This is a genomic window from Oceanobacillus locisalsi (assembly GCF_042675985.1).
Taxonomy (GTDB): domain Bacteria; phylum Bacillota; class Bacilli; order Bacillales; family Amphibacillaceae; genus Oceanobacillus; species Oceanobacillus locisalsi.
The window spans coordinates 25,597-45,551 of record NZ_JBHTKK010000006.1; the positions used below are offsets into that span (position 1 = coordinate 25,597).

The 19,955-nt window shown below is 39.0% G+C and carries 19 protein-coding genes; 6 read left to right on the forward strand and 13 right to left on the reverse strand.

Annotated features, from left to right (window positions below):
• Positions 1-6: 6 nt before the first annotated feature.
• The 3 genes from ACFQ19_RS06965 to ACFQ19_RS06975 all read right to left on the reverse strand — a co-directional run bounded on the left by ACFQ19_RS06965 (position 7) and on the right by ACFQ19_RS06975 (position 1,977).
• On the reverse strand, positions 7-1,317 hold the full coding sequence (locus tag ACFQ19_RS06965) for an MFS transporter (RefSeq protein WP_379591355.1): 1,311 nt from the start codon (positions 1,315-1,317) through the stop codon (positions 7-9).
• Between the two features lie 135 nt (positions 1,318-1,452).
• A complete protein-coding gene (locus ACFQ19_RS06970; protein ID WP_379591356.1) occupies positions 1,453-1,689 on the reverse strand; it encodes an IDEAL domain-containing protein in 237 nt (78 codons plus the stop codon).
• Between the two features lie 117 nt (positions 1,690-1,806).
• A complete protein-coding gene (locus ACFQ19_RS06975) occupies positions 1,807-1,977 on the reverse strand; it encodes a hypothetical protein (RefSeq protein ID WP_379591357.1) in 171 nt (56 codons plus the stop codon).
• 854 nt (positions 1,978-2,831) lie between these two features.
• On the opposite strand from ACFQ19_RS06975, the gene ACFQ19_RS06980 reads away from it, so the two are divergent.
• From ACFQ19_RS06980 to nhaC, 3 genes are all read left to right on the forward strand, one after another.
• Positions 2,832-3,713, forward strand: a complete 882-nt coding sequence (locus ACFQ19_RS06980; protein ID WP_379591358.1) for a cation diffusion facilitator family transporter — start codon at positions 2,832-2,834, stop codon at positions 3,711-3,713.
• 292 nt (positions 3,714-4,005) lie between these two features.
• The gene (ftsW, locus tag ACFQ19_RS06985; RefSeq protein ID WP_379591359.1) at positions 4,006-5,109 is read left to right on the forward strand and encodes a putative lipid II flippase FtsW; all 1,104 of its coding nucleotides are present in this window, start codon (positions 4,006-4,008) and stop codon (positions 5,107-5,109) included.
• Positions 5,110-5,533: 424 nt separating this feature from the next.
• The gene (gene nhaC / locus ACFQ19_RS06990) at positions 5,534-6,898 is read left to right on the forward strand and encodes a Na+/H+ antiporter NhaC (RefSeq protein ID WP_379591360.1); all 1,365 of its coding nucleotides are present in this window, start codon (positions 5,534-5,536) and stop codon (positions 6,896-6,898) included.
• 48 nt (positions 6,899-6,946) lie between these two features.
• Here the strand turns inward: nhaC and map are convergent, their stop codons facing one another.
• Positions 6,947-7,699 (reverse strand): type I methionyl aminopeptidase, encoded by a 753-nt coding sequence (map, locus tag ACFQ19_RS06995; RefSeq protein ID WP_379591361.1) that lies wholly within the window; start codon positions 7,697-7,699, stop codon positions 6,947-6,949.
• A gap of 499 nt (positions 7,700-8,198) precedes the next feature.
• Between map and ACFQ19_RS07000 the strand changes: the two genes are divergently transcribed.
• Together ACFQ19_RS07000 and ACFQ19_RS07005 are read left to right on the forward strand one after the other, a co-directional pair.
• Positions 8,199-8,924, forward strand: coding sequence for an ABC transporter ATP-binding protein (locus tag ACFQ19_RS07000; protein WP_379591362.1), 726 nt, complete (start codon positions 8,199-8,201; stop codon positions 8,922-8,924).
• Positions 8,914-10,557, forward strand: coding sequence for a putative ABC transporter permease subunit (locus ACFQ19_RS07005; RefSeq protein WP_379591363.1), 1,644 nt, complete (start codon positions 8,914-8,916; stop codon positions 10,555-10,557). The genes ACFQ19_RS07000 and ACFQ19_RS07005 overlap by 11 nt, the downstream gene beginning before the upstream one ends.
• Positions 10,558-10,698: 141 nt before the next feature.
• Here the strand turns inward: ACFQ19_RS07005 and ACFQ19_RS07010 are convergent, their stop codons facing one another.
• The 5 genes from ACFQ19_RS07010 to ACFQ19_RS07030 form a co-directional block, all read right to left on the reverse strand.
• Positions 10,699-10,848 carry a YjcZ family sporulation protein gene (locus ACFQ19_RS07010; RefSeq protein WP_379591364.1) on the reverse strand — a complete coding sequence of 50 codons (150 nt, stop codon included), beginning with the start codon at positions 10,846-10,848 and terminating at the stop codon, positions 10,699-10,701.
• A gap of 110 nt (positions 10,849-10,958) precedes the next feature.
• Positions 10,959-11,708 (reverse strand): (S)-benzoin forming benzil reductase, encoded by a 750-nt coding sequence (locus tag ACFQ19_RS07015; RefSeq protein ID WP_379591365.1) that lies wholly within the window; start codon positions 11,706-11,708, stop codon positions 10,959-10,961.
• A gap of 528 nt (positions 11,709-12,236) precedes the next feature.
• Positions 12,237-13,598: a dipeptidase gene (locus tag ACFQ19_RS07020; RefSeq protein WP_379591366.1), complete on the reverse strand. Its 1,362-nt coding sequence runs from the start codon at positions 13,596-13,598 to the stop codon at positions 12,237-12,239.
• A 53-nt stretch (positions 13,599-13,651) separates the two neighbouring features.
• A complete protein-coding gene (locus ACFQ19_RS07025) occupies positions 13,652-14,113 on the reverse strand; it encodes an S-ribosylhomocysteine lyase (RefSeq protein ID WP_379591367.1) in 462 nt (153 codons plus the stop codon).
• A gap of 261 nt (positions 14,114-14,374) precedes the next feature.
• The gene (locus ACFQ19_RS07030; protein ID WP_379591368.1) at positions 14,375-14,953 is read right to left on the reverse strand and encodes a YhcN/YlaJ family sporulation lipoprotein; all 579 of its coding nucleotides are present in this window, start codon (positions 14,951-14,953) and stop codon (positions 14,375-14,377) included.
• Positions 14,954-15,165: 212 nt separating this feature from the next.
• Here ACFQ19_RS07030 and ACFQ19_RS07035 point away from each other — a divergent pair, with 212 nt between their 5' ends.
• Positions 15,166-15,405: a YhdB family protein gene (locus ACFQ19_RS07035; protein ID WP_379591369.1), complete on the forward strand. Its 240-nt coding sequence runs from the start codon at positions 15,166-15,168 to the stop codon at positions 15,403-15,405.
• A 167-nt stretch (positions 15,406-15,572) separates the two neighbouring features.
• On the opposite strand, the gene ACFQ19_RS07040 is transcribed toward ACFQ19_RS07035, so the two are convergent.
• The 4 genes from ACFQ19_RS07040 to ACFQ19_RS07055 all read right to left on the reverse strand — a co-directional run bounded on the left by ACFQ19_RS07040 (position 15,573) and on the right by ACFQ19_RS07055 (position 19,806).
• Entirely contained in the window at positions 15,573-16,382 is an 810-nt protein-coding gene (locus ACFQ19_RS07040; RefSeq protein WP_379591370.1) for an anti-sigma factor domain-containing protein, read from the reverse strand.
• The gene (gene sigI / locus ACFQ19_RS07045; protein WP_379591371.1) at positions 16,379-17,122 is read right to left on the reverse strand and encodes an RNA polymerase sigma-I factor; all 744 of its coding nucleotides are present in this window, start codon (positions 17,120-17,122) and stop codon (positions 16,379-16,381) included. Before sigI ends, ACFQ19_RS07040 begins: the two co-directional genes overlap by 4 nt.
• 1,062 nt (positions 17,123-18,184) lie before the next feature.
• Positions 18,185-18,907, reverse strand: coding sequence for a PRC-barrel domain-containing protein (locus ACFQ19_RS07050; RefSeq protein ID WP_379591372.1), 723 nt, complete (start codon positions 18,905-18,907; stop codon positions 18,185-18,187).
• Between the two features lie 74 nt (positions 18,908-18,981).
• A complete protein-coding gene (locus tag ACFQ19_RS07055) occupies positions 18,982-19,806 on the reverse strand; it encodes a S1C family serine protease (protein ID WP_379591373.1) in 825 nt (274 codons plus the stop codon).
• Between the last annotated feature and the right edge of the window lie 149 nt (positions 19,807-19,955).

The window sequence follows — 19,955 nt, forward strand, 5'->3', positions numbered from 1 at the left end:
TTTTTGTTATTGCGGACGTACGTCAACTTCTTCTTTTTTATGCGAAGCACGTTTCGCTTCTTCTATCCCTTTATCAACATCTACCCATTTCAGGAGAGCAATTCCGGCGATAAAAAAGAAAATCAAGGAAAGTATTCCTAAACGGCTATTCCCCGTCAACTGGCCAACCAGCGCAAATATAAACGGACCGATAACAGCTGCGAACTTGGAAGAAATACCGTAGAAACCGAAAAATTCCGCGTGCTTGCCAGTTGGAATCATCCGTCCGAAAATGGACCGGCTCAATGATTGTGCTCCTCCCTGAACCATCCCTACAATAATGGCTAATATATAAAAATGGAGAGCGGTGCTCATAAAATAACCGATAATAACAATGCCTAAATAAATATATAATGTGATAAATAACGCTTTCTTTGCAGTTATTTTTGTTGCCAGCCAGCCAAAAAAGAATGTAAACGGAATACCGACAAATTGGGTAATTAATAAAGCAACAATCAAATCATTTTGGCCAATGCCTATTTCACTTCCATATACGGTTGCCATTCGTATAATCGTTGATATACCGTCATTATAAAGCCAAAAAGCCAGCAGAAAAATCAATAGTTGCTTAAACCGCTTTATTTCCCGGAAAGTGTTGCCGACTCTGGAAAAGCCAATAGAAATATACGATTTGGTGCGTTCCGGGTTCTCTTTTTTCTCTTCTTTGATATTTTTCAGCAGCGGAATGGTAAAAATAAGCCACCAGATACCCACCGATGCCAGTGAAATGCGGCTTGCCCATTCCGTACCGGCAATGCCAAACCAAGATGGATTTAATATCATCATCACATTAATAGCCAATAAAACACCGCCGCCGATATATCCATATGCAAACCCGCCCGAGGACACTTTATCGATCTCTTCCTCATCTGCAATTTCAGGTAAAAATCCATCATAAAATATATTCCCGCCGGAAAATCCGATGGATCCGATAATAAATAAGATGGAAGCAAGCAGATAATCTCCTTCACTGATAAAAATCATTAAAACACTCGCAATAATACCCATAAATGCAAAAAACCGGAGAAATTTTTTCTTCGCTGCCGAAAAATCACTGATTGCCCCCAGAATTGGAGCCAAAATTGCTACAATAAGTACAGAAATAGATTGAGAATAACCCCAGTAACTTGTCGCGATGTTCCCTTCCAAACCAGATGCAGCAACCGATGAGTAATAGACTGGAAGGACAGCAGCCATGATCGTCGTTGCAAAAGCAGAGTTCCCAAAATCATACATCATCCAACTGCGCTGTATTTTCTTTTTCGATTTTGCTTCCACTATATCCCCCCCCCTTTACCTGCATTATAATGGATTTATTTTGTTAATCCTATCTATTTTCATAATTTAACAAAATTTAATTTTAAAAAATAAAAGGCACAGACACACTAATCTATGCGGCCTGTGCCTTTTATATTAATCTTCCCATACATATTGTTTATAAGCTTCACTATATTGTTTAAAGTCTGAATGATTATTTGCGTCAATGGCTTGATTGATTTTGTCTTCCAAGTGCGATTTGTTCCAGTTAAACACAAGTTCGTCTAAAACGAATTGTGCAATCAGCTTGTCTTCAAATGCTAATTCCTTTCGGGCAGTCAACGGTTCACCTACATATTGAAAAAAGCGATAAACGACTTTTTCTTGTTTCATGGATGATTCCCCCTTAAAGGCTTTTATCCATTATGCACAAACTTTCTATAAATTTCAACTATAAAGTATTTTTAAATACTCAACTTTCACACCTAAGAATAAACATGATTTCTATTCTCATGCTTGTTTTTCGTTAGAGCGTCCTTCTATTTTTAGAGCAGGGCATGGTGTATAGCTTCCGCTCCGGCCAAGCCTTCCGATTTCCATGGGGACAGCTTCAGCTACCAAGCACCACGAAAAAGTTTGTTCTGTCTGATCTATTTTTATTTGTTCAGCTGTTTCATGCATAGAACATCCCACTAGCGGAGGCGGACCGTTTTGACTCCTGAAAGGAAAGCGGAAAGTGTCGTTTAAAAACGTAACAACTGGACCGAAGCAACTGAGATAAAGGAATCACCGTGAGTTTACGAACGGATGATGACTTTCACCCGCGGGGCATAAGTGCGACTTTAGCTCTGTCTGCGCCTGCCGACTTGCCAATCGCTAAGTCTTCTTTATCGTAGGGCGCTCTCGGGAAGTTGTCTAGTTTTTGACGCTTGTAGCTGGACGAGGGATCAGCACCCTCTGAAGATGCCCTTTTGCCAAGCGCTCTTCTTGGCAAAAGTTAGCTGAAGAGCGTGCCCCTAGGCAGACTAAAGTCGCAACGTCCTGGGGTTGCGCTTACTCACCCCATTAAAACCGTTGTTGCAACGTCTGCACTAGTACGTCCTGGGACTGCGGTTACTCGCCCCATCAAAAACCGTTGTACGTCGGAAAGCAAAACGGTCCGCCGCGGTCATCTTACACTTTTCCTTCTCCTCTATCAACAGCTGTACGGAAAAGAAGTTACTTTTTAAAGTGCGAAAGTTGCGTTAAATATTAGATGACGTTCTTATATTATAAAAAGAAACGTCGATAAGTACAGCCAAAGCAATGAATGTTTCCTAAAGGAAAAGATGCTTACAATTATCAATAACTCTTCCTGCAGTCTCTTATGTTTCTCTAGACCCACCAGTATGTAATTTGTTAGACTATAAAAGCTAACTTGAAATCATCGCAGGACTATTTGTATGAGGTTATGCAACGTTTCAAAAAATGCCAAATAATGTACAAAAATGTTGGCCTGTCCAACGAATTTAAATTGAAAACATGGTGGGATAGCTATGAATCATTATAATGAAAATGTAAAAACAGGTGATAAGGGCGCCTGGCTAAGTATCATTGCCTATATATTTCTGGCAGTTATAAAGCTTTTTATTGCATCTGTCGGAAATTCGGAAGGACTGCGTGCAGACGGTTTAAATAACTTTACCGATATTATTACTTCCGTTGCTGTATTAGTTGGATTAAAAATCGCCCGAAAGCCTGCTGACTCTATTCATCGTTACGGCCATTATCGGGCAGAAAGTATTGCTTCTTTATTCGCCGCTTTTGTTATGGTATTTATCGGCCTTCAAGTCATATTTACAGCCAGTCAATCGCTTTACACTTCTGATTATGAGCAACCTGGTATGCTGACAGCTTGGGTAGCTATATTTGCTGCGTTTATCATGCTTGGTGTCTTCAGCTACAATTTGAAACTATCCAAAAAAGTCGGCAGCAGTGCCCTTTATGCCGCTGCTATGGATAACCGTTCTGACGCTTTTGTCAGCATTGGCGTGTTTATCGGGATTATCGGAGCACAATTTGGATTATTCTGGCTTGATCCGATTGTAGCCATATTGGTCGGATTTATCATTTGTAAAACAGCCTGGGATATTTTTAAAGACTCCACCGAAACGTTAACGGATGGATTTGATCATGAAAAATTGGATGAAATGAAAGAAGAGATCCGCACCTTTGAGAATGTACAGGAAGTAAACGATATTAAAGGGCGCATCCATGGAAATCAGGAGCTTTTAGATATCACTATTTTAGTGGAACCCACCTTAAATGTAACGGATAGCCACGCCATCACGGAACATATTGAAGATTACCTTTATCAAAAATATGGCATTAACCATGCATTAATCCACATTGAACCTTATGACATCAACAAAAATTAAACTGCAGAAATGAAAACGAACCATTTTCTATATTCTTAGGAAATGGTTCGTTTTCGTTATTGTATGTTCCGTTTTTATTACAAGTTGGGAGAAAAACGCTGCGCTATTTGACGAAATGTCAACACCCCTAGTATATTGAATAAGAATTACCGAAAATCTTGCTTTTTAAGTATTTTAAATATATTTCAATAATGATCAGCCTGGCCGGCAATATGCCATTATGGTATGCAAACATAATTTGTTCTCAAAAAGAGCAGTTCGGGCATGATTTTTATGTAGTGAGGATGAGAATATGCTTTGGGCAAAAGTGAAAAAAATGGATTTTTTGTTGATTGCTGTGGTTTTTATTTTATCCATTTTTGGACTGATGATGGTGTACAGTGCAAGCTTTCCAATTGGAGAAATGTATTATAATAGCGGAAATTACTTTTTTGTAAAACAGTTGCAATGGCTCTTGATCAGCATGGTCTTCTTTATCCTGGCTGCATTAATAAATCCTGCGCTGTATGCCAGATGGAGCCCGGCGCTAGTTATGCTTTCATTCATTCTGTTAATAGCTGTCCTGCTGCCGAGTATAGGAGTAGAGCGCAACTACTCTCAGCGCTGGATTTCAATTGGAGGTTTTTTATTTCAGCCTTCAGAAATGGTAAAGATATCCATGGTGATTTACTTTGCCTCGATTTATGCAAAAAAACAGGCATATATCAACCATTTTGTACAGGGGGTGCTGCCTCCAGTCATCATATTGCTTATTGTATTTTTACTTATTTTATCACAGCCTGATTTAGGAGCGGCCGGCATTATTTTAGCTGCTTGCGGCATTATTGTTACATGCAGCGGTGTGAAAATGCGGCATCTTCTTTTATTAGGAAGTGTTGCTGCTATAGGTATTGTTTACTTCGCCTTCAGTTCTGCCTATCGTTTGAATCGTTTAACTTCTTTCAGGAATCCGTTTGAGGAGTTTTCAGAGGGCGGCTATCAGCTGGCTAACTCTTTGCTTGCGATCAATAGCGGCGGAATCATGGGAAATGGAATAGGCAACAGTGTTCAAAAGCTCGGATATCTTCCAGAAGCACATACCGACTTTATTATGGCCATTACAATAGAAGAGCTCGGAGCTGCAGGTTTATTGATCGTTTTTGCTTGTTATATGATTATTCTGTTCAGAGGTATCTTCATCGCCAAACAGTTATCCAATTCCTTTTATCAATTATTAGCAATTGGAATGACCTTTCTGATTATGATTCAGGCAGTAATCAATCTAGGAGCGATCTCTGGACTATTACCAATAACAGGCGTAACCTTGCCATTCATCAGCTATGGAGGCTCTTCCATTATCATGATGATGATTTGTGCCGGAATTCTTGTAAATTTATCTGCGAAAAGAGAAAACTAAACTGCTTTTGAAAAGAAACAGTACAAACATACTGTGCTAACCAAAATGGATAGTTAGATACCTATTATTTAAATCTCTTATTGACAATTCGAGTAAATTAATTGTATAGTCAGTATTAACAATCTTATCGTCAGACAAGAAAAGTCCGCAGTAGACCATTATATCACAGGATATGAGAGACGAGGTGGCTGGTGAAAACCTTGGTGTATAATGGATTCGAATTACAGGCTTTGCAAGAATACTTGTCACTGCAATCAAGCGGATGCACCCATCTGTGCATCAACCAGGGTGGTAACGCGGAGCTGTGCTTCGTCCCTATTCTTAGGGGCGGAGTTTTTTTATTGGTAAAAAAATGCTAACCATCCTGCGTACTTCATGTGAAAATCATAATGGCATTGGAACAACCAAACAGGAGGAATTAAAAATGAATTCAATCAAAGCAGAACACCAACCATCATTAACCGGTTCAATCATTTTTCTTTTCATGATTGTAGTGATTATCAGCTTATTTATGATCGGTCTGGATGTTGCACCGCATGTCCCTATCCTCATCGGGATTTTTATTCTGATTGCCTATGGTTTATGGCATAAGATCAGTTATCCATCCCTGCAGCATGCAATGGCTTTAGGTGCCGGGTCTGCCATGGGGGCAGTCTTTTTATTTTTTGTTATTGGTATTTTAATCAGCAGCTGGATGATCAGCGGAACGATACCTGTTCTGATGATGACCGGACTATCTATTATTTCGACGACATGGTTTTATGCAGTTGTCTTTGCCCTTACAGGAATTATCGGTATTTCTTTAGGAAGTTCTCTGACCACAACAGCCACAGTCGGCGTAGCTTTATTAGGTATGGCTGGTGCCATGGATGCCTCGATAGCTATCACAGCAGGCGCAATTGTTTCCGGCGCATTTTTCGGGGACAAAATGTCGCCATTGTCGGATACAACCAACCTTGCTTCCACCATCGTAGGCGTGGATCTGTTTCAACATATTAAACATATCAGTTTAACAACGGTGCCTGCATTTATTATATCTTTTATTGCTTTTGCTATCTTATCGCCAAACGAATCTCATGCAGGCAATAATATTGCACAATACCAGGAAGCATTACAAGCTACAGGTCTAGTGCATTGGAGTTCCTGGATTCCATTAATCGTTTTAATTATTTGTACGATTTTTAAACTTTCCGCTTTCATATCTCTGTCTATCAGCAGTATCGTTGCCAGTATTTTTGCAATTGCTGTTAATAAATTTCCGTTAACGGCTGTTCCGGGGATTTGGTTCGGCGGATATATTGGAAATTCCGAGTTTGATCCTGTAAATGAATTACTTACCAGGGGCGGTCTGGAAGGCATGTTTTTCACAATTGCCCTTGTACTCCTTGCGTTAAGCTTTGGCGGATTATTATTCGTGACGGGAATTCTTCCGGTCATTCTGGAGGCACTTCAAACCAGACTGAGAAGAACCAGATCGATTATTGCTTCAACCGCTTGTACGGCAATTGGAGTCAATGTTTTCATCGGCGAACAATACCTTTCTATTCTATTAACCGGAGAAACATTTCAGCAAATTTATGAACGGGCAGGATTAACAAAAAAAGCTTTATCCCGGACGTTAGAAGATGCAGGGACAGTGATTAATCCGCTTGTTCCTTGGAGTGTATGCGGCGTATTTATCGCAGACGTCTTAGGTGTTCCTGTACTGACGTACCTGCCGTTTGCGTTTTTCTGTCTGCTGAGCCCGATCATTACTATTTTATTTGGCGCGAGAACAGCTAAAAAATAACAAACAAAAGCCCTGATGCGTATATCGTTCATCAGGGCTTCTTGCTGCTTATTTATCTTGATCTGTCAGAATGATCGCATCATCTTTCGTGATAACGATTTGGTGTTCAAACTGTGCAGAACGTCCTTTATCAATCGTTCTGGCCGTCCAGCCGTTATCATCCATCTTACTGCGCCAGTCGCCTTCATTAATCATTGGTTCGATTGTAATGACCATTCCTTCTTTCAAACGGATTCCTTTATTAGGCAACCCATAATGCGGAACATGCGGTTCTTCATGAATCGTAGGTCCGATTCCGTGACCAGTAAAGTCACGCACAACGGAAAAACCTTCTGCTTCTGCATAAGACTGAATGGCATGACCAATGTCTCCAAGACGGTTACCGTGTTTTGCCTGGGCAATTCCGCGATACAATGCTTCCTTCGTAACGTCAATCAGCTTCTGCCCTTTTTCATCTACATTTCCCACAGCATATGTCCATGCAGAATCAGCTAGACCTCCATCTAAGTTAACGACCATATCGACTGTCAGGATATCTCCTTCTTCTAATGGTCTGTCTGTCGGAAAGCCATGACATATTTCATCGTTTAAAGAAGCACAGATAGCATAAGGATAACCATTATAGCCTTTTTGCTCCGGCGTAGCGCCATGCTCTTCCAAAAATTTCTCCACAAATGTATCCAGTTCCAGCGTTGTTACACCCGGCTTAACCCTTTTAGCAATTTCTTTATGTGTAGCAACAAGCAAATCTGCGGCGTCTTGCATTTGTTGTACTTCTCTTTTACTTTTTCTGGTAATCATCAATTTTCTTCCTTTCTGTATTCTTTAGTCACGATACTATATAGGAAATCAATTCAATTTTATATAATGTTTCACACCCATATTCCATTGTAAATTTTAACACAACCATTCTGAATCGGATAGTAAAGACCCTTTTCCTGCCCTTAAGCACAAATTTTCTGACGGAGGGAAATAGAAAATCATGCCAGAATGTCCGGCTATACATTAAGCAAAAAATAGCTTCTGTCTGCAAAATAGTAACTGCAATTTATTGATAAAAAGAAACCGCATGTTATCATAAACATATATTTCCTTAAAGTGTGTGTTCAAAAAGTCCGATAAATAGGACCAAGAAGTTCAAGGCGACTAGCAAATTCCAAACGGAGCGTATGTTTTATAATACGTGAGTATTGGAATTTGCTAGTCAACGCAGAAATCTCGCCGCGTCATTTTTATTGGACTTTTTGAACATCCTCTAAAATATATATTTGGACAAGTAAATAGAGTTGGAGGTTACACGATGATAGAAATTTCTGACGTGAATAAAAGTTTCGATGGCAATCAGAAAATTATTGAAGATCTTTCCCTGGTTATACCTGACGGGAAAATCATTGGCTTTCTGGGACCTAACGGTGCCGGCAAATCTACTGCGATTAATATGATGACCGGTATTCTGCCAATTGATGATGGAACCATTACATTAAATGGCATTGATATTGAAAAGGACCCGTTAAAAGCAAAACAAAATTTCGGTTTTGTACCTGATCGTTCAGATATCTTTCTGCGATTAAAAGGGATGGAATATTTAAATTTTATTGCAGATATATATCAAGTCCCTGCAGAGGAGCGCCAAGAAAAAATAACATATTATGCCAAACAATTTGCGATTGATCATGCACTGGGAAATTATATTCAGAGCTACTCTCATGGCATGCGGCAAAAAATAATGATTACATCTGTACTGCTGCACGATCCGGATATCTGGATTTTAGATGAACCGCTGACCGGTCTGGATCCAAAATCATCCTATGCTTTAAAACAAATGATGCGGGAGCATGCCGACAAAGGAAAAACTGTATTCTTTTCCAGTCATGGGCTGGAAGTCGTAGAACAGCTCTGTGATGAAGTAGCGATTATTAATCATGGCAGGCTTTTATTTTACGGTACGATAGAGGAACTGCAGGATGAATACCATACAGATCAGTCCCTTGAAAATGTATTTTTGGAGTTGACCAATGATGCGTAATACATGGACACTGACCAAGATCATGTTAAAAATGCAGTATTCTTCTGCTGGAAAACAGAGTAACGCATGGGTGTACGTTATTCTCGCTATTTTTTTAATTCCGTTTGCTATTTTGGTTCTGCAAGGGCTGCATTCCATGCTTACCTACAGCTACAATTTTCTGGCTGAAATAAACCAGGAAAGTATGCTTCTCGGGTTAGTGCTTCTCTCTGTTGCAATTGTCTTAATGTTTTTATCATTTGTTATGATTTTATCTGCTTTTTATTTTTCCGATGATATTTCAGCTTATATCCCGTTACCGGTTCATCCTTATCAATTACTAGCCGGGAAGGCAGCAAACCCGTTAATTTATAATTATTTCGCTGCTGCATTTATGTTGCTTCCCTTTCTATTTATGTATGGAAGTTTAAGCGATGCACCTTTTTTATTTTATGTTTATGGTTTTATTTTATTTATCATTTTTCCTATTATTCCATTTAGTCTCGTTGCTGTTATTCTTATGTTTATTATGCGTTATGTCAATATTGCTAAAAATAAAGATCGTTCTAAAATCTTTATGGGGACCGCCTCTTTGCTGTTTGTTATTCTCATCAATGTGGTGATTCGGTTAAATATGGATAGCAGCGCGTTAATGGATACATTAATGACCTATATGCAAGAACAGGAAGGCTTTATGCGATTAATTACCCTGATTTTTCCGCCCGCTTACTTCGGTGCAGGCAGTCTTCATTTTGCGGCCAGCTGGTCCGGTTTTTTGTCTCTGCTTGCCCTGCTGCTTTTATTTATAATCAGTGTATTATTGTTTGTTTGGGCAGGTCAGCGTTTTTATTTGAAAGGTGTCCGCGGAATGAGTTCCGGGAGCAAAGGCAGTTTATCGGATAGAGCCGCACAGAAACTGACAAAACAGCGTTCCAGTCTCATCACATATATGCTTAAGGACGTAAAAGTCATTTTTCGCACCCCTGCCTTTCTGATGCAGTGTGTCATTCAATCCTTATTTTTCCCGGTATTCCTGACTGTGATTCTGTTTTTGGATATGGGAGAGGAACTGACTGCGCTCATTACTGCTGTACCGGAGAAAAACCTTTTGCTTATCTTATTTATGGTCTCGGTATTGATATTCAGCATGAATGCAACAGCTTTTACATCCATTTCGAGAGAAGGGGAAAGCCGAAAATTAATGTTATTTTTACCGATTCCTTTTCGTCAATTAATTAACGCAAAATTATTTATTGCCTATCTGGTGGCACTGCTGCCCTTTATTCTTATCGTTGGTGTCGGTATTTATATCCAACTTCCTGTTCCCATCTTCATTGGCTGGATTGTTATTTCCTTGTTATATAATTGGTTAGCTGTCATGATTAATTTTATCGTTGATATTCAAAATCCGAAACTTCACTGGACAGATGAACAGGAATTATTTAAAGGAAGATTCATTCCGTTTTTTATTTTTCTCGGCCAAGTTGCTTTGTTTGGAATTATAACGATACTTCTGTGGAATACGGCAATTACCAGCGCCTATATGATGCTGTTCACCCTGCTTGTTGTTATACTTCTCATAACTATTTTTACACAAAATTATTTGCGTAAAAAAGTAACACTGGAAACACTGCAACATCTAGGTGACAAATAGAAGAAGCCTTCCCCGGCAACAAATCCTTGCCGGGGAAGGCTTCTTCTATTGGCAGTTAAGAAAGTATAAACTTTCTTACTGCATCAGTGTAACTAAGGTTGTCACCTAAAGGTTTGGTGACAACCAAGTTTTCTAACATTATTAACAGTAATAGCCACCATTGTAGCCCTGGTTGCCTGAGTATGCTGTTCCAATAATAATTAACAAAATAAATAACACAACTAATAACGCAAAGCCCGCTGAGCCGAAGCTTTGATTATTGCAATCATGCTCACAACATTCTTTACCCATGTGTATAACCTCCTCTATCTGAACTACTTTAACTTATGCACGTTCATCCAGATTGGGAAGGCGAATGACTATTTTTTTGAGAAAAAGCCTTTGCTTTCTTTTTATAAGGATTAAAGATACTCTTTCACATCATATATTTTCCCGTTTTCAATGTTGTCATCCATTAGAATATCAATCAACACTCCGCCTATCATATCAGCATCTTTTAGTTGATTATTTTCTTTTAGCGCTCGGAAACTTTCTACATCTTTAAACGCACCTTGCGAGCTGGAGCGAATGGTTTCCTGCATTCCTGTATCCATAACGCCCGGGCTGAATGCAATAATCTTATGCCCTGTTTCCTTCTGTTCTATCGCAACTGTTTTCGTGTACATGTTCATACTGGCTTTGGTTGAACAATAAACGCTCCATCCGTACTTTGGCTTTTCAGCTGCTCCGGAAGTTACGATTGCTGTCAGAAGCTGCACATTATTTTCCGTTGCTTTTCTTAAAAAATGATTTGTTAAGAACATAGGCGCAGTTGTATTTACTTGTATTTGCTTCATCAGACTATCCATGTCGATATTTTCGGCCCGGTCAATCGGATCAACTAAACCGGCATTATTAATTAAATACAGTTTTGATAATGTATCTTGAAATACAAAGTCATCAAGTTTTTTACATGCGGCTTGTATGGAATCTTTGTCTGATAAATCACATGGAATGAAATCATAATGTGTATTATTTTCTTTTGCATAGTCATATAATTTGTTATTATCTGTCCGGGACATGCCCGCTACATGAATTCCTGACTCTAAAAACAGTTTTGCAACTGATGCTCCCAATCCTTTGGACGCTCCTGTAATGATTGCTATCTCCATAAACACATCTCCTTTCCCGAATTTTGTACTTATAATCCTATTCCCTCTTTTGCTACACTTTACTACTTGTTTTTGCAAAAAATACTTTATGTAGATAACTTGGAATTAATATTTTACCTGATGACGTTCGACTACGCTAGTTACTGTGCTTCATTCTTACATAAATAAATAACTTCATTTTTTAAGCATATCAGAGAAATTTATATTAGCCTGACTTTTGCACTTTAAAAAGTAACTTCTTTTCCATACAGTTGAAGAAGAGAAGGTGAAGTGTCAGGCTTATCGCTGCGGCGGAGGGCTTGGCCGGAGCGGAAGCTATACACTATATCCTGTTCAAAAAATAGAAGGATGATTGAACGAAAAGCAAGCATGATAATAGAGATCATGTTCACCCTGGAACAGCAAGGTTTATATGCTTATCCTTAGGTGTGAAAGTTGCGTGTTGATTAATAAAAAAGACCCGTTTCCATGAAAGACTGGTTTCTTGAAAACTGATCTTTTTCATTTGTTTTACATAAAAGTTTTCCTTTATAATTCTGTCCAATAATAAGCCAATGTTTCCATGCCTTTTTCAAAGCTGTCTATTGGAAAGCTTTCATTTGGTGAATGCAGACGGTCTTCTGGTGTTCCAAAGCCCAGCAGGACAATTGGATATTGATACGTTGCTTCCAACCATTCAACGACAGGGATGGATCCGCCCATTCTTAAGAAAACAGTTTCCTTTCCGAATGCTTTTGTATAGCTTTTCGCAGCTTTTTTAATTAATGGATGCTCCGGTTCTACTTTGTAAGCTTTCGCAGAGAGTCTTTCTTTCATAATATTCACATGAACACCTGCTGGAGCAAATTTTTCAATATGTTTCACTAACTTATCTTGTACATCCTGCGGTTCCTGACCAGGAACAAGCCGGCAAGTAATTTTTGCAGTTGCCGCAGAAGGAATAATGGTTTTCGTACCTTCTCCTTGATACCCGCCAAACAATCCATTTACTTCCAATGTCGGACGGCCCATCGTGTGCTCTTTTGCTGTATATCCTTTTTCAGAGACCGTTTCCGGGATATTGGTTGCTTTAACAAAATCTTCTCCAGGTGCTTTTTCCATCAGTTCTCTCTCTTCTGATGTCAAGTCCTCTACCCCATCATAAAAACCATCTACTGTAATGACCTCATTCTCATCTTTCATTGATGCAAGCAAGTGACTCATCGCCATCAAGGGATTACGAACAGCACCGCCATACATTCCGGAATGAAGATCATGATCAGGGCCGGTTAAGGTGATTTCAATTCCGGTGAACCCTTTTAAGCCATACAAAATGGTCGGTTGATTTTTTTCGGCCATCCCTGAATCAGAAATCACCGCAAAATCTGCTTGAAATTCTTCTTTCTTTTCTTGCAGAAGCTCATAAAGGTTTTCACTTCCAATTTCTTCTTCACCTTCAATACAAACTTTGACGTTCATCGGCAGCTTCCCTTCTGTTTTTAAGAAAGCTTCAAAAACAGCCAGGTGCATCAATACCTGCCCTTTGTCGTCACTTGACCCTCGGGCATAAATTCTTCCATCACGCACTTCTGCCTGAAATGGCTGGCTTTTCCACTGGTCAATCGGGTCTACCGGCTGCACATCATAATGGCCGTAAAGCAAAACAGTCGGAGCTTCCGGACCTGCTTTTGTATATTCCGCAAAAATAAGCGGATGCCCTTTTGTTTCTACTTTTTCTACACTTTCAAATCCTAATTCATTTAAGTATTCCGTTAAAAAATCTGCAGCGCGTATGATATCCTCTTTATGAGCTGGATCCGTACTTACACTTGGAATAGCCAGAAAATCATATAATTTTTGTAATAGTGCGTCTTGATTGTCTTTCAGATAAGCAATTGCCTTATCGCTCATAGCGCCTCTCCTCCTTCATCGTTGGATATATGAAGCTTCTCGCGGCTACTTAATTAAAATACTTCGTGCCACGTGTCTTTATACTTCAGCATCTCGGCAGCAATTTCTTTTGCACCTTCCAGGCTGTGATTTGCCGCCCACCCACATTGTACTTCATTGCATGCAGGAACCTCTGTAGCTGTTAAAACGTCCTTTAATGTTCTTTCCACCATATCCAGTACTTCCTCGTAATTATCCTGATTCATTAAAGAAAGATAAAAACCAGTCTGGCATCCCATTGGACCGATATCTAATACCACATCTGAATGATTACGAATATTTTCCGCCATTAAATGTTCTAAAGAATGCAATCCGTCCATTTCCATATGAGCTTTGTTAGGCTGTTTAAAACGAATATCGTATTTATACACTTTATCTCCATGCACGCCTTCCGTAACACCTACGAGCCGTACATAAGGAGCCTTTACTTTCGTATGATCTAAATTAAAACTTTCTACGTTCATTTTTTGAGACATGTTGTGAAACTCCCCTTTTCTTTATACTTTGATTAGCATCGTATCTCTTTTCATCATACATGAAATGATGAAGTAAGAAAAGCAGCGTGCGTTCTCAAAGCATCAGGCCGTTCTTTTCAATTTCGGAGAGAAAATAAAAATCCAATTTCTTTCTAAAAGTTAGGAAGAAATTGGATTCATCAAGTTCTTTGACAGATACATTGATCAATGATGGAACGATTTCATTCCCTCAGAAAAGGTACCTGTACGGTATCACAGAAATTATCTGGCATCCGGGAAAACACGGTCAATCATGCTGCCCATTTGGTCAAAGAAGCCTTCAACCGGGTTGCCATTATCCATATCATTGACATATCTGTCTGCTAAGTCTAAAAAGTCTGGGTTAGACGTGACATAAACATGGTCAATGGATGAATCAACGGAACGAACAATATCTGCAATTTCACCTTTCACATCATCCGTGATTTCCATGTTGCTGTCATTTCTTGCGTTATCATTATTGTCTATATCCAAGTTTGCTCCTACATACGCATTGTTTTCTGTTGTTAACACATACGCATAATCGATGTTATCCATTTCATTCGTAATTTTTTCAGCTGCTTCTTTGGATACATTGTATTCCGCATTTGCATTACGATCAGCATCTCTTTCTACCATGTGGTTACGATTTTGATCCCTGTCACCATTTCTGCCACCATCATTGATGTTTTGACCTTCGTAACGTGTCGGCTCTACATTTCCATCCGTGTCATTCGGATTAGTATCCTGGTTATCCGTATTCTGACAAGCAACTAAGACCATCATAAGAACGGTTAAAACCGTAAATAAACGTAATTTCATTTTCATTCCTCCTTACTTGTTTGCCTTTATTATGGATAAACAAATAAGGAATTATGCATAAAGCATTCGTTAATTTATGGAAATAAGACCATGAAAGTTGCAGAGATATTTAAAGAACAATGGAGAAGCTAAACACGAGGAACGTCACATGGCACTGCAATTGTCATTTACCTTCTATTCTCTGCAGAATTCCTTCTGATAAAGGAGTGAAAATGTTGATACCTGACTACGATAAAGCATTATACTACACCATATGGGGCCAATGGGATAACCTGTTCATATTAATGTCACGGACAGATGATGATTTACTTGCCAAAAAAATTGAACACTTTCTTTATGCTTATCATCATTCTTCGAGCCAGAAACATGTCAATCAATCACATGATACCCTGCTTTATTATTTAGAACATGCTCTTCAAATCAGCAGCCCATGGATGTATGAATTAGAATAGCCCCGCGCTGACGGAGCAGATGCTGGTCAAAAACAGGCTTGCATCTGCTTATACAGTCATTTATTCCATCTCCATTTTACTACTTTCTTCCAGCAAAGAAGTATTTCACCTGGCACAGTCTAAATGGAATCATCCTCTTCTTCTTTCTTTTCAAATGTTGCATCTATTCATTCCGTATCTTGCAGCTTCATCGGCATTTTTTCCTGTTCTATAGAACGATTTGTATCTGAATCAGACGCTTCTTCTCCATAAAAAAAATCAATAATAGCACGATTATCCGCGTCTGTTATATCTAAAAATGTTTGTTCTATTTCAACATGATGATTTGCCAATTCAGCAGCCATCACTTCATTCATGGATTTATTTTTGTTTTGTGCGCTTTTCCGGACCTCTTCCGGAACCGGCAATGTTGCAATTTCCCATTCAGGGATAGATGCTATGTATGTATTGATTTTTGAAATAAGATTTCCCAGTTTGTCATTCGGGTTTTCCGAACTGACTCCTACAATCATTGTTTTCTCCTCTGCCATTCCCTGATCTTCACTTTCATGCATGATATCTGTTAAAACCGAGCTGACATTCCGCTCTGAAATACTGCGCACTTCTTCAATCAGCTTATCTGCAGATTCGTTTACAGCATGGATATCTGTAACCACCATATCATCATCCAACTCTAATTCAATACTGGGATTGATATCAATAGCAACATAGGCCTCCGTTGTTGAATTATTCGCGCCATAAAATAGAGAAAAGCTAAAAATGAATAATGCCAAAAGAATAATTGCAGACAACCTGACAGATAAGGGCATTTTCGCCCAATAGCTTCTCCATCCGGATTTTTCAACTACAGACTGAAAAATAACCTCATCTCCCTGGTCCGCATATGCTGTTAAAATAATTCCCTTTTCGAAACTGCCATCTTTCGTAAGTAAAATGGCATATTTGCGATGGATTTCCATCACAATTCCTTTTTTCATTCTTTCACATCCTTGAGGTAATCCTTAAGGTAGTCCTTAAGATAAGCATATTCACTGCTCAACACAATAAAGATAGCAATAATAAATTTGCGATTCCGTTCTAATGTTTTTTTACTGACTTCCACTTTCATTAATAATTTTTTAATCGGCAGCTTTTTCTTGCGCTGGACATATGCACTTAACTGGCTGTCCTGATATAAGGCATAAGCTACCTGTACCGCTGATTCTCTGGCGTCTTTATGCTTCGGGGAAGCCTGGGTCAGCTCTTCCATCGTAAGCCGGTACGCATTTAATTTTTCCTGGAATAAAATAATCTCTTCCCGTCTTTTGGCATTCTCCGCTTCAATTTGATGTTTTTCTTTAGCAGCAGCAATAATCAGCGGGTTTTCCATCTGCTCTTCTTCGTTTATTTCATCTAAGGATAACAGATTCGGGCGCTTTTGATGATAACGGATATAATCGATAACTTTTCGCTTCACAACGAGTTTAGCAAAGGATAAAAAGGAACTGCCTTTATCCGGTTCAAAAGAAAAAATAGCATCATTAAAAGCCATTAATCCAATACTGAATTCGTCGTCTTTTTTCGGATCAATATATCGTTTACAAACTTCTGAAACGCTTTTAGCAATAAATGGCTTGTATGTTTGCAGGATTTCATTTTGTAATACGATATCGCCTTCCTGAATGGCTTCAATTTTTTCTTCAATAGGGGTATCTGTTAATTGTTTCGTCATCATCATTTTATAACTCCCCCAAACATTATATAATTCGACATTCTTTTTGTTTTTTCGGGTTTAACATTTATATTTACACAATCTGTCTTCGTATTTATTATTTTCATATTAAATAATCTCCATTTTGTCGTTCTTGTTGGTTAAATTCATTATTTCAATGAACTTTTAAATAGCAATAAAATTAATTTTATTGCTTATATATACACAGACTTTTTTAGTCTCTATACTTCATATTACCCTATATCCTGCGCCGTTACTATCACAAACGAATAACATTTCATTTAAATTAATATGACGAAAAACATTTTTTTGTAAAACAGACCCGAAAAAAATTGGTTTTTGTAAAAAATATTACAAGTAACTTAAGTTTCGCCATTTAAAAAGTAATTTCTTTTCCATAGGAACAGGGGGTGATTGTTTCTTCTATTCATCTGTTGACAAAGGTTAGCGGGTAAGGTGTAAGGCTATCGCTGCGGCGGACCGTTTTGCTTTCCTAGGGGCACGCTCTTCAGCTAACTTTTGCCAAGAAGAGCGCTTGGCAAAAGTGGATCTTCAGAGGGTGCTGATCCCTCAGGAGTCAAAACGGTCCGCCTCCGCTAGTGGGATGTTCTATACATGAAATAGCTGAACAAATAAAAGTCAGATCAGACAAACCACATTTTTCGTGGTGCATGAATCCTATTAGAGCGCAGGCCAACCACGAAGACTCCTAAGTGGTTTGCAGGCTAAAACCGTGACTCCTGTCACAACGCCTGCACTTGCACGTCCTGGGACTGCGGTTACTCGCCCCATCAAAAACCGTTGTACGTCGGAAAGCGGAGGGCTTGGCCGGAGCGGAAGCTAACACCCTACCCTGTTCCCAAAATAGAAGGATGCTTTAACCAAAAGCAAGCATGACAATAGAGATCATGTTCATCCCGGAACAGCAAGGTTTATATGCTTATGCTCAGGTGCGAAAGTTGAGTTAGTAAGAAATATACATGCTATATAAAAAGCATTCCACCCTTACCTGCAATGGTCAAGATGAAATGCTGAACGCTGCTGTTTATTGTTGTTGATGGAGTGATTTTACGCATGGTTTACATGACGGAAAACTTCCTCGTTACTTTTTAATGATGTGACTTGTTCTAATCCTTCTACGGAATCATCTATATACAAATCTTTTTCAAACCAATCTACGGAGGTAACCTGCTCCGTACGGTATAGATATAAATTATTTTCTACATAGCTCTCGTTGCTGTTTACAACAAGATATTGGATATTTCCCTGTTTTGTTAAAATAACATTATCCATAATACCGATTTTACCGTCTTTCGCATGGACTTTAAATGCCATCAATTCTTCCATACTTCTTAAATTATCATTGGAGCTTGCCGGTGCATCTAAATCTGGTTCTGGCGGAGCATGATGATTTTCCGTATCTCCATTCCCGGTTTGCACTGGACCATGATCGGAATCTATGATTGCATTGTCTTTATAACTGTTCCAGCCAAAATAATCCATCACTGCTTCTTGATAAGCAAAAATATAATCATTGTCATCTATAGGTGCTTTCGGGCTGTCACGTATGGTTTCTTTATCTCTGTCTACCTTGATATAGCCTTCTTCCAAATTGATTTCTTCTTGCACATGATAAGGCAGCAGTACTTTCTTTCCGGGCAGCCATTTTCTTGTATCGACAATAATAAATCGTAATTCCCAATTGTCATTAAAATATAAATCTTTGACTTTGCCTATTTCTCCATCTGTTGCATGAATGGTTAAATTCGTTAATGTTGAACTGAGAAACATGTAAACACCCCCGAAAAAAGGTTTTACTGTTCCATACCCTTTTAACAGCAATTTAAACTGCTCTATTTTATTTGTTATCTATCTGTAAAATAATGAATGGGTACATAAAGGCCGACATTTCCATGCTCTTCATGATCCAATGTAGCAAAAATCACCCCAATGACATTTCCTTCCTCATTTATAACCGGACTGCCGCTGTTTCCACGATATACTGGCGCTCTTATCATCATAACTTCCTCTTCCCAGTCGGAAAGTTGCAGCGGACTTAAGATGGTACCCTCATTAGCAATGCCATTAAAAAATAACGGGTTCCCTATAAAACGGATATAATCTCCTTGTTCTGCTGTGGCTGTATCATCCAGAGGGAGATACGGAAGATTATCCTCCTCTACTTCCACCACCGCTAAATCTATCTCAGGCATTTCCTCCACGACTTCTCCTTGAAATAAGCCTTCTTCCGGAAAAGCTACCGTTACAGTCTCCTCATCTTCAATAACATGCTGATTGGTTACAATCGTCCCTTCTTCAGAGATCGAAAATCCTGTTCCCCTGCCATCATTTGTTTCAATTACAACGACAGCTTCTTTATACGCGGCTACTTGTTCATCCTGTAAAAGGCGGCTCGATGCTTGAAGAAAATCAAGAGCAGGAATCGAAATCACTCTTGGAAATAGCGAAAAGGCATATAAAGCCATCGCAACTGCAATGAGAACAGCGATTACCTTTGAAAATCGCCGCTTTGGCTTGTGTTTCGGCTCATTTCTCTCTGCCTGCTCTCTTTGCAATGCGTCTGCTTTTGCTTGCATCGCCAGTTCATTCATTTCTTCTTCATCAAAATCTTCTATTAAGTCTTTATCCATATGTTTTCGTTTGTCATGATGCTTCTCTTGGTCCTTCAAGTCCAACCCCCCCTTTTGTTGCTAACATATCCTGTGTTTATTTTAACAAATCTAAACAGAAGCAGCCCTTCTTTTCTATCTGGAGCATCTATATTCATTCTGTTTCATATATGGCAAATGTATTCTTACCGGCTATAACAATGCTCTCT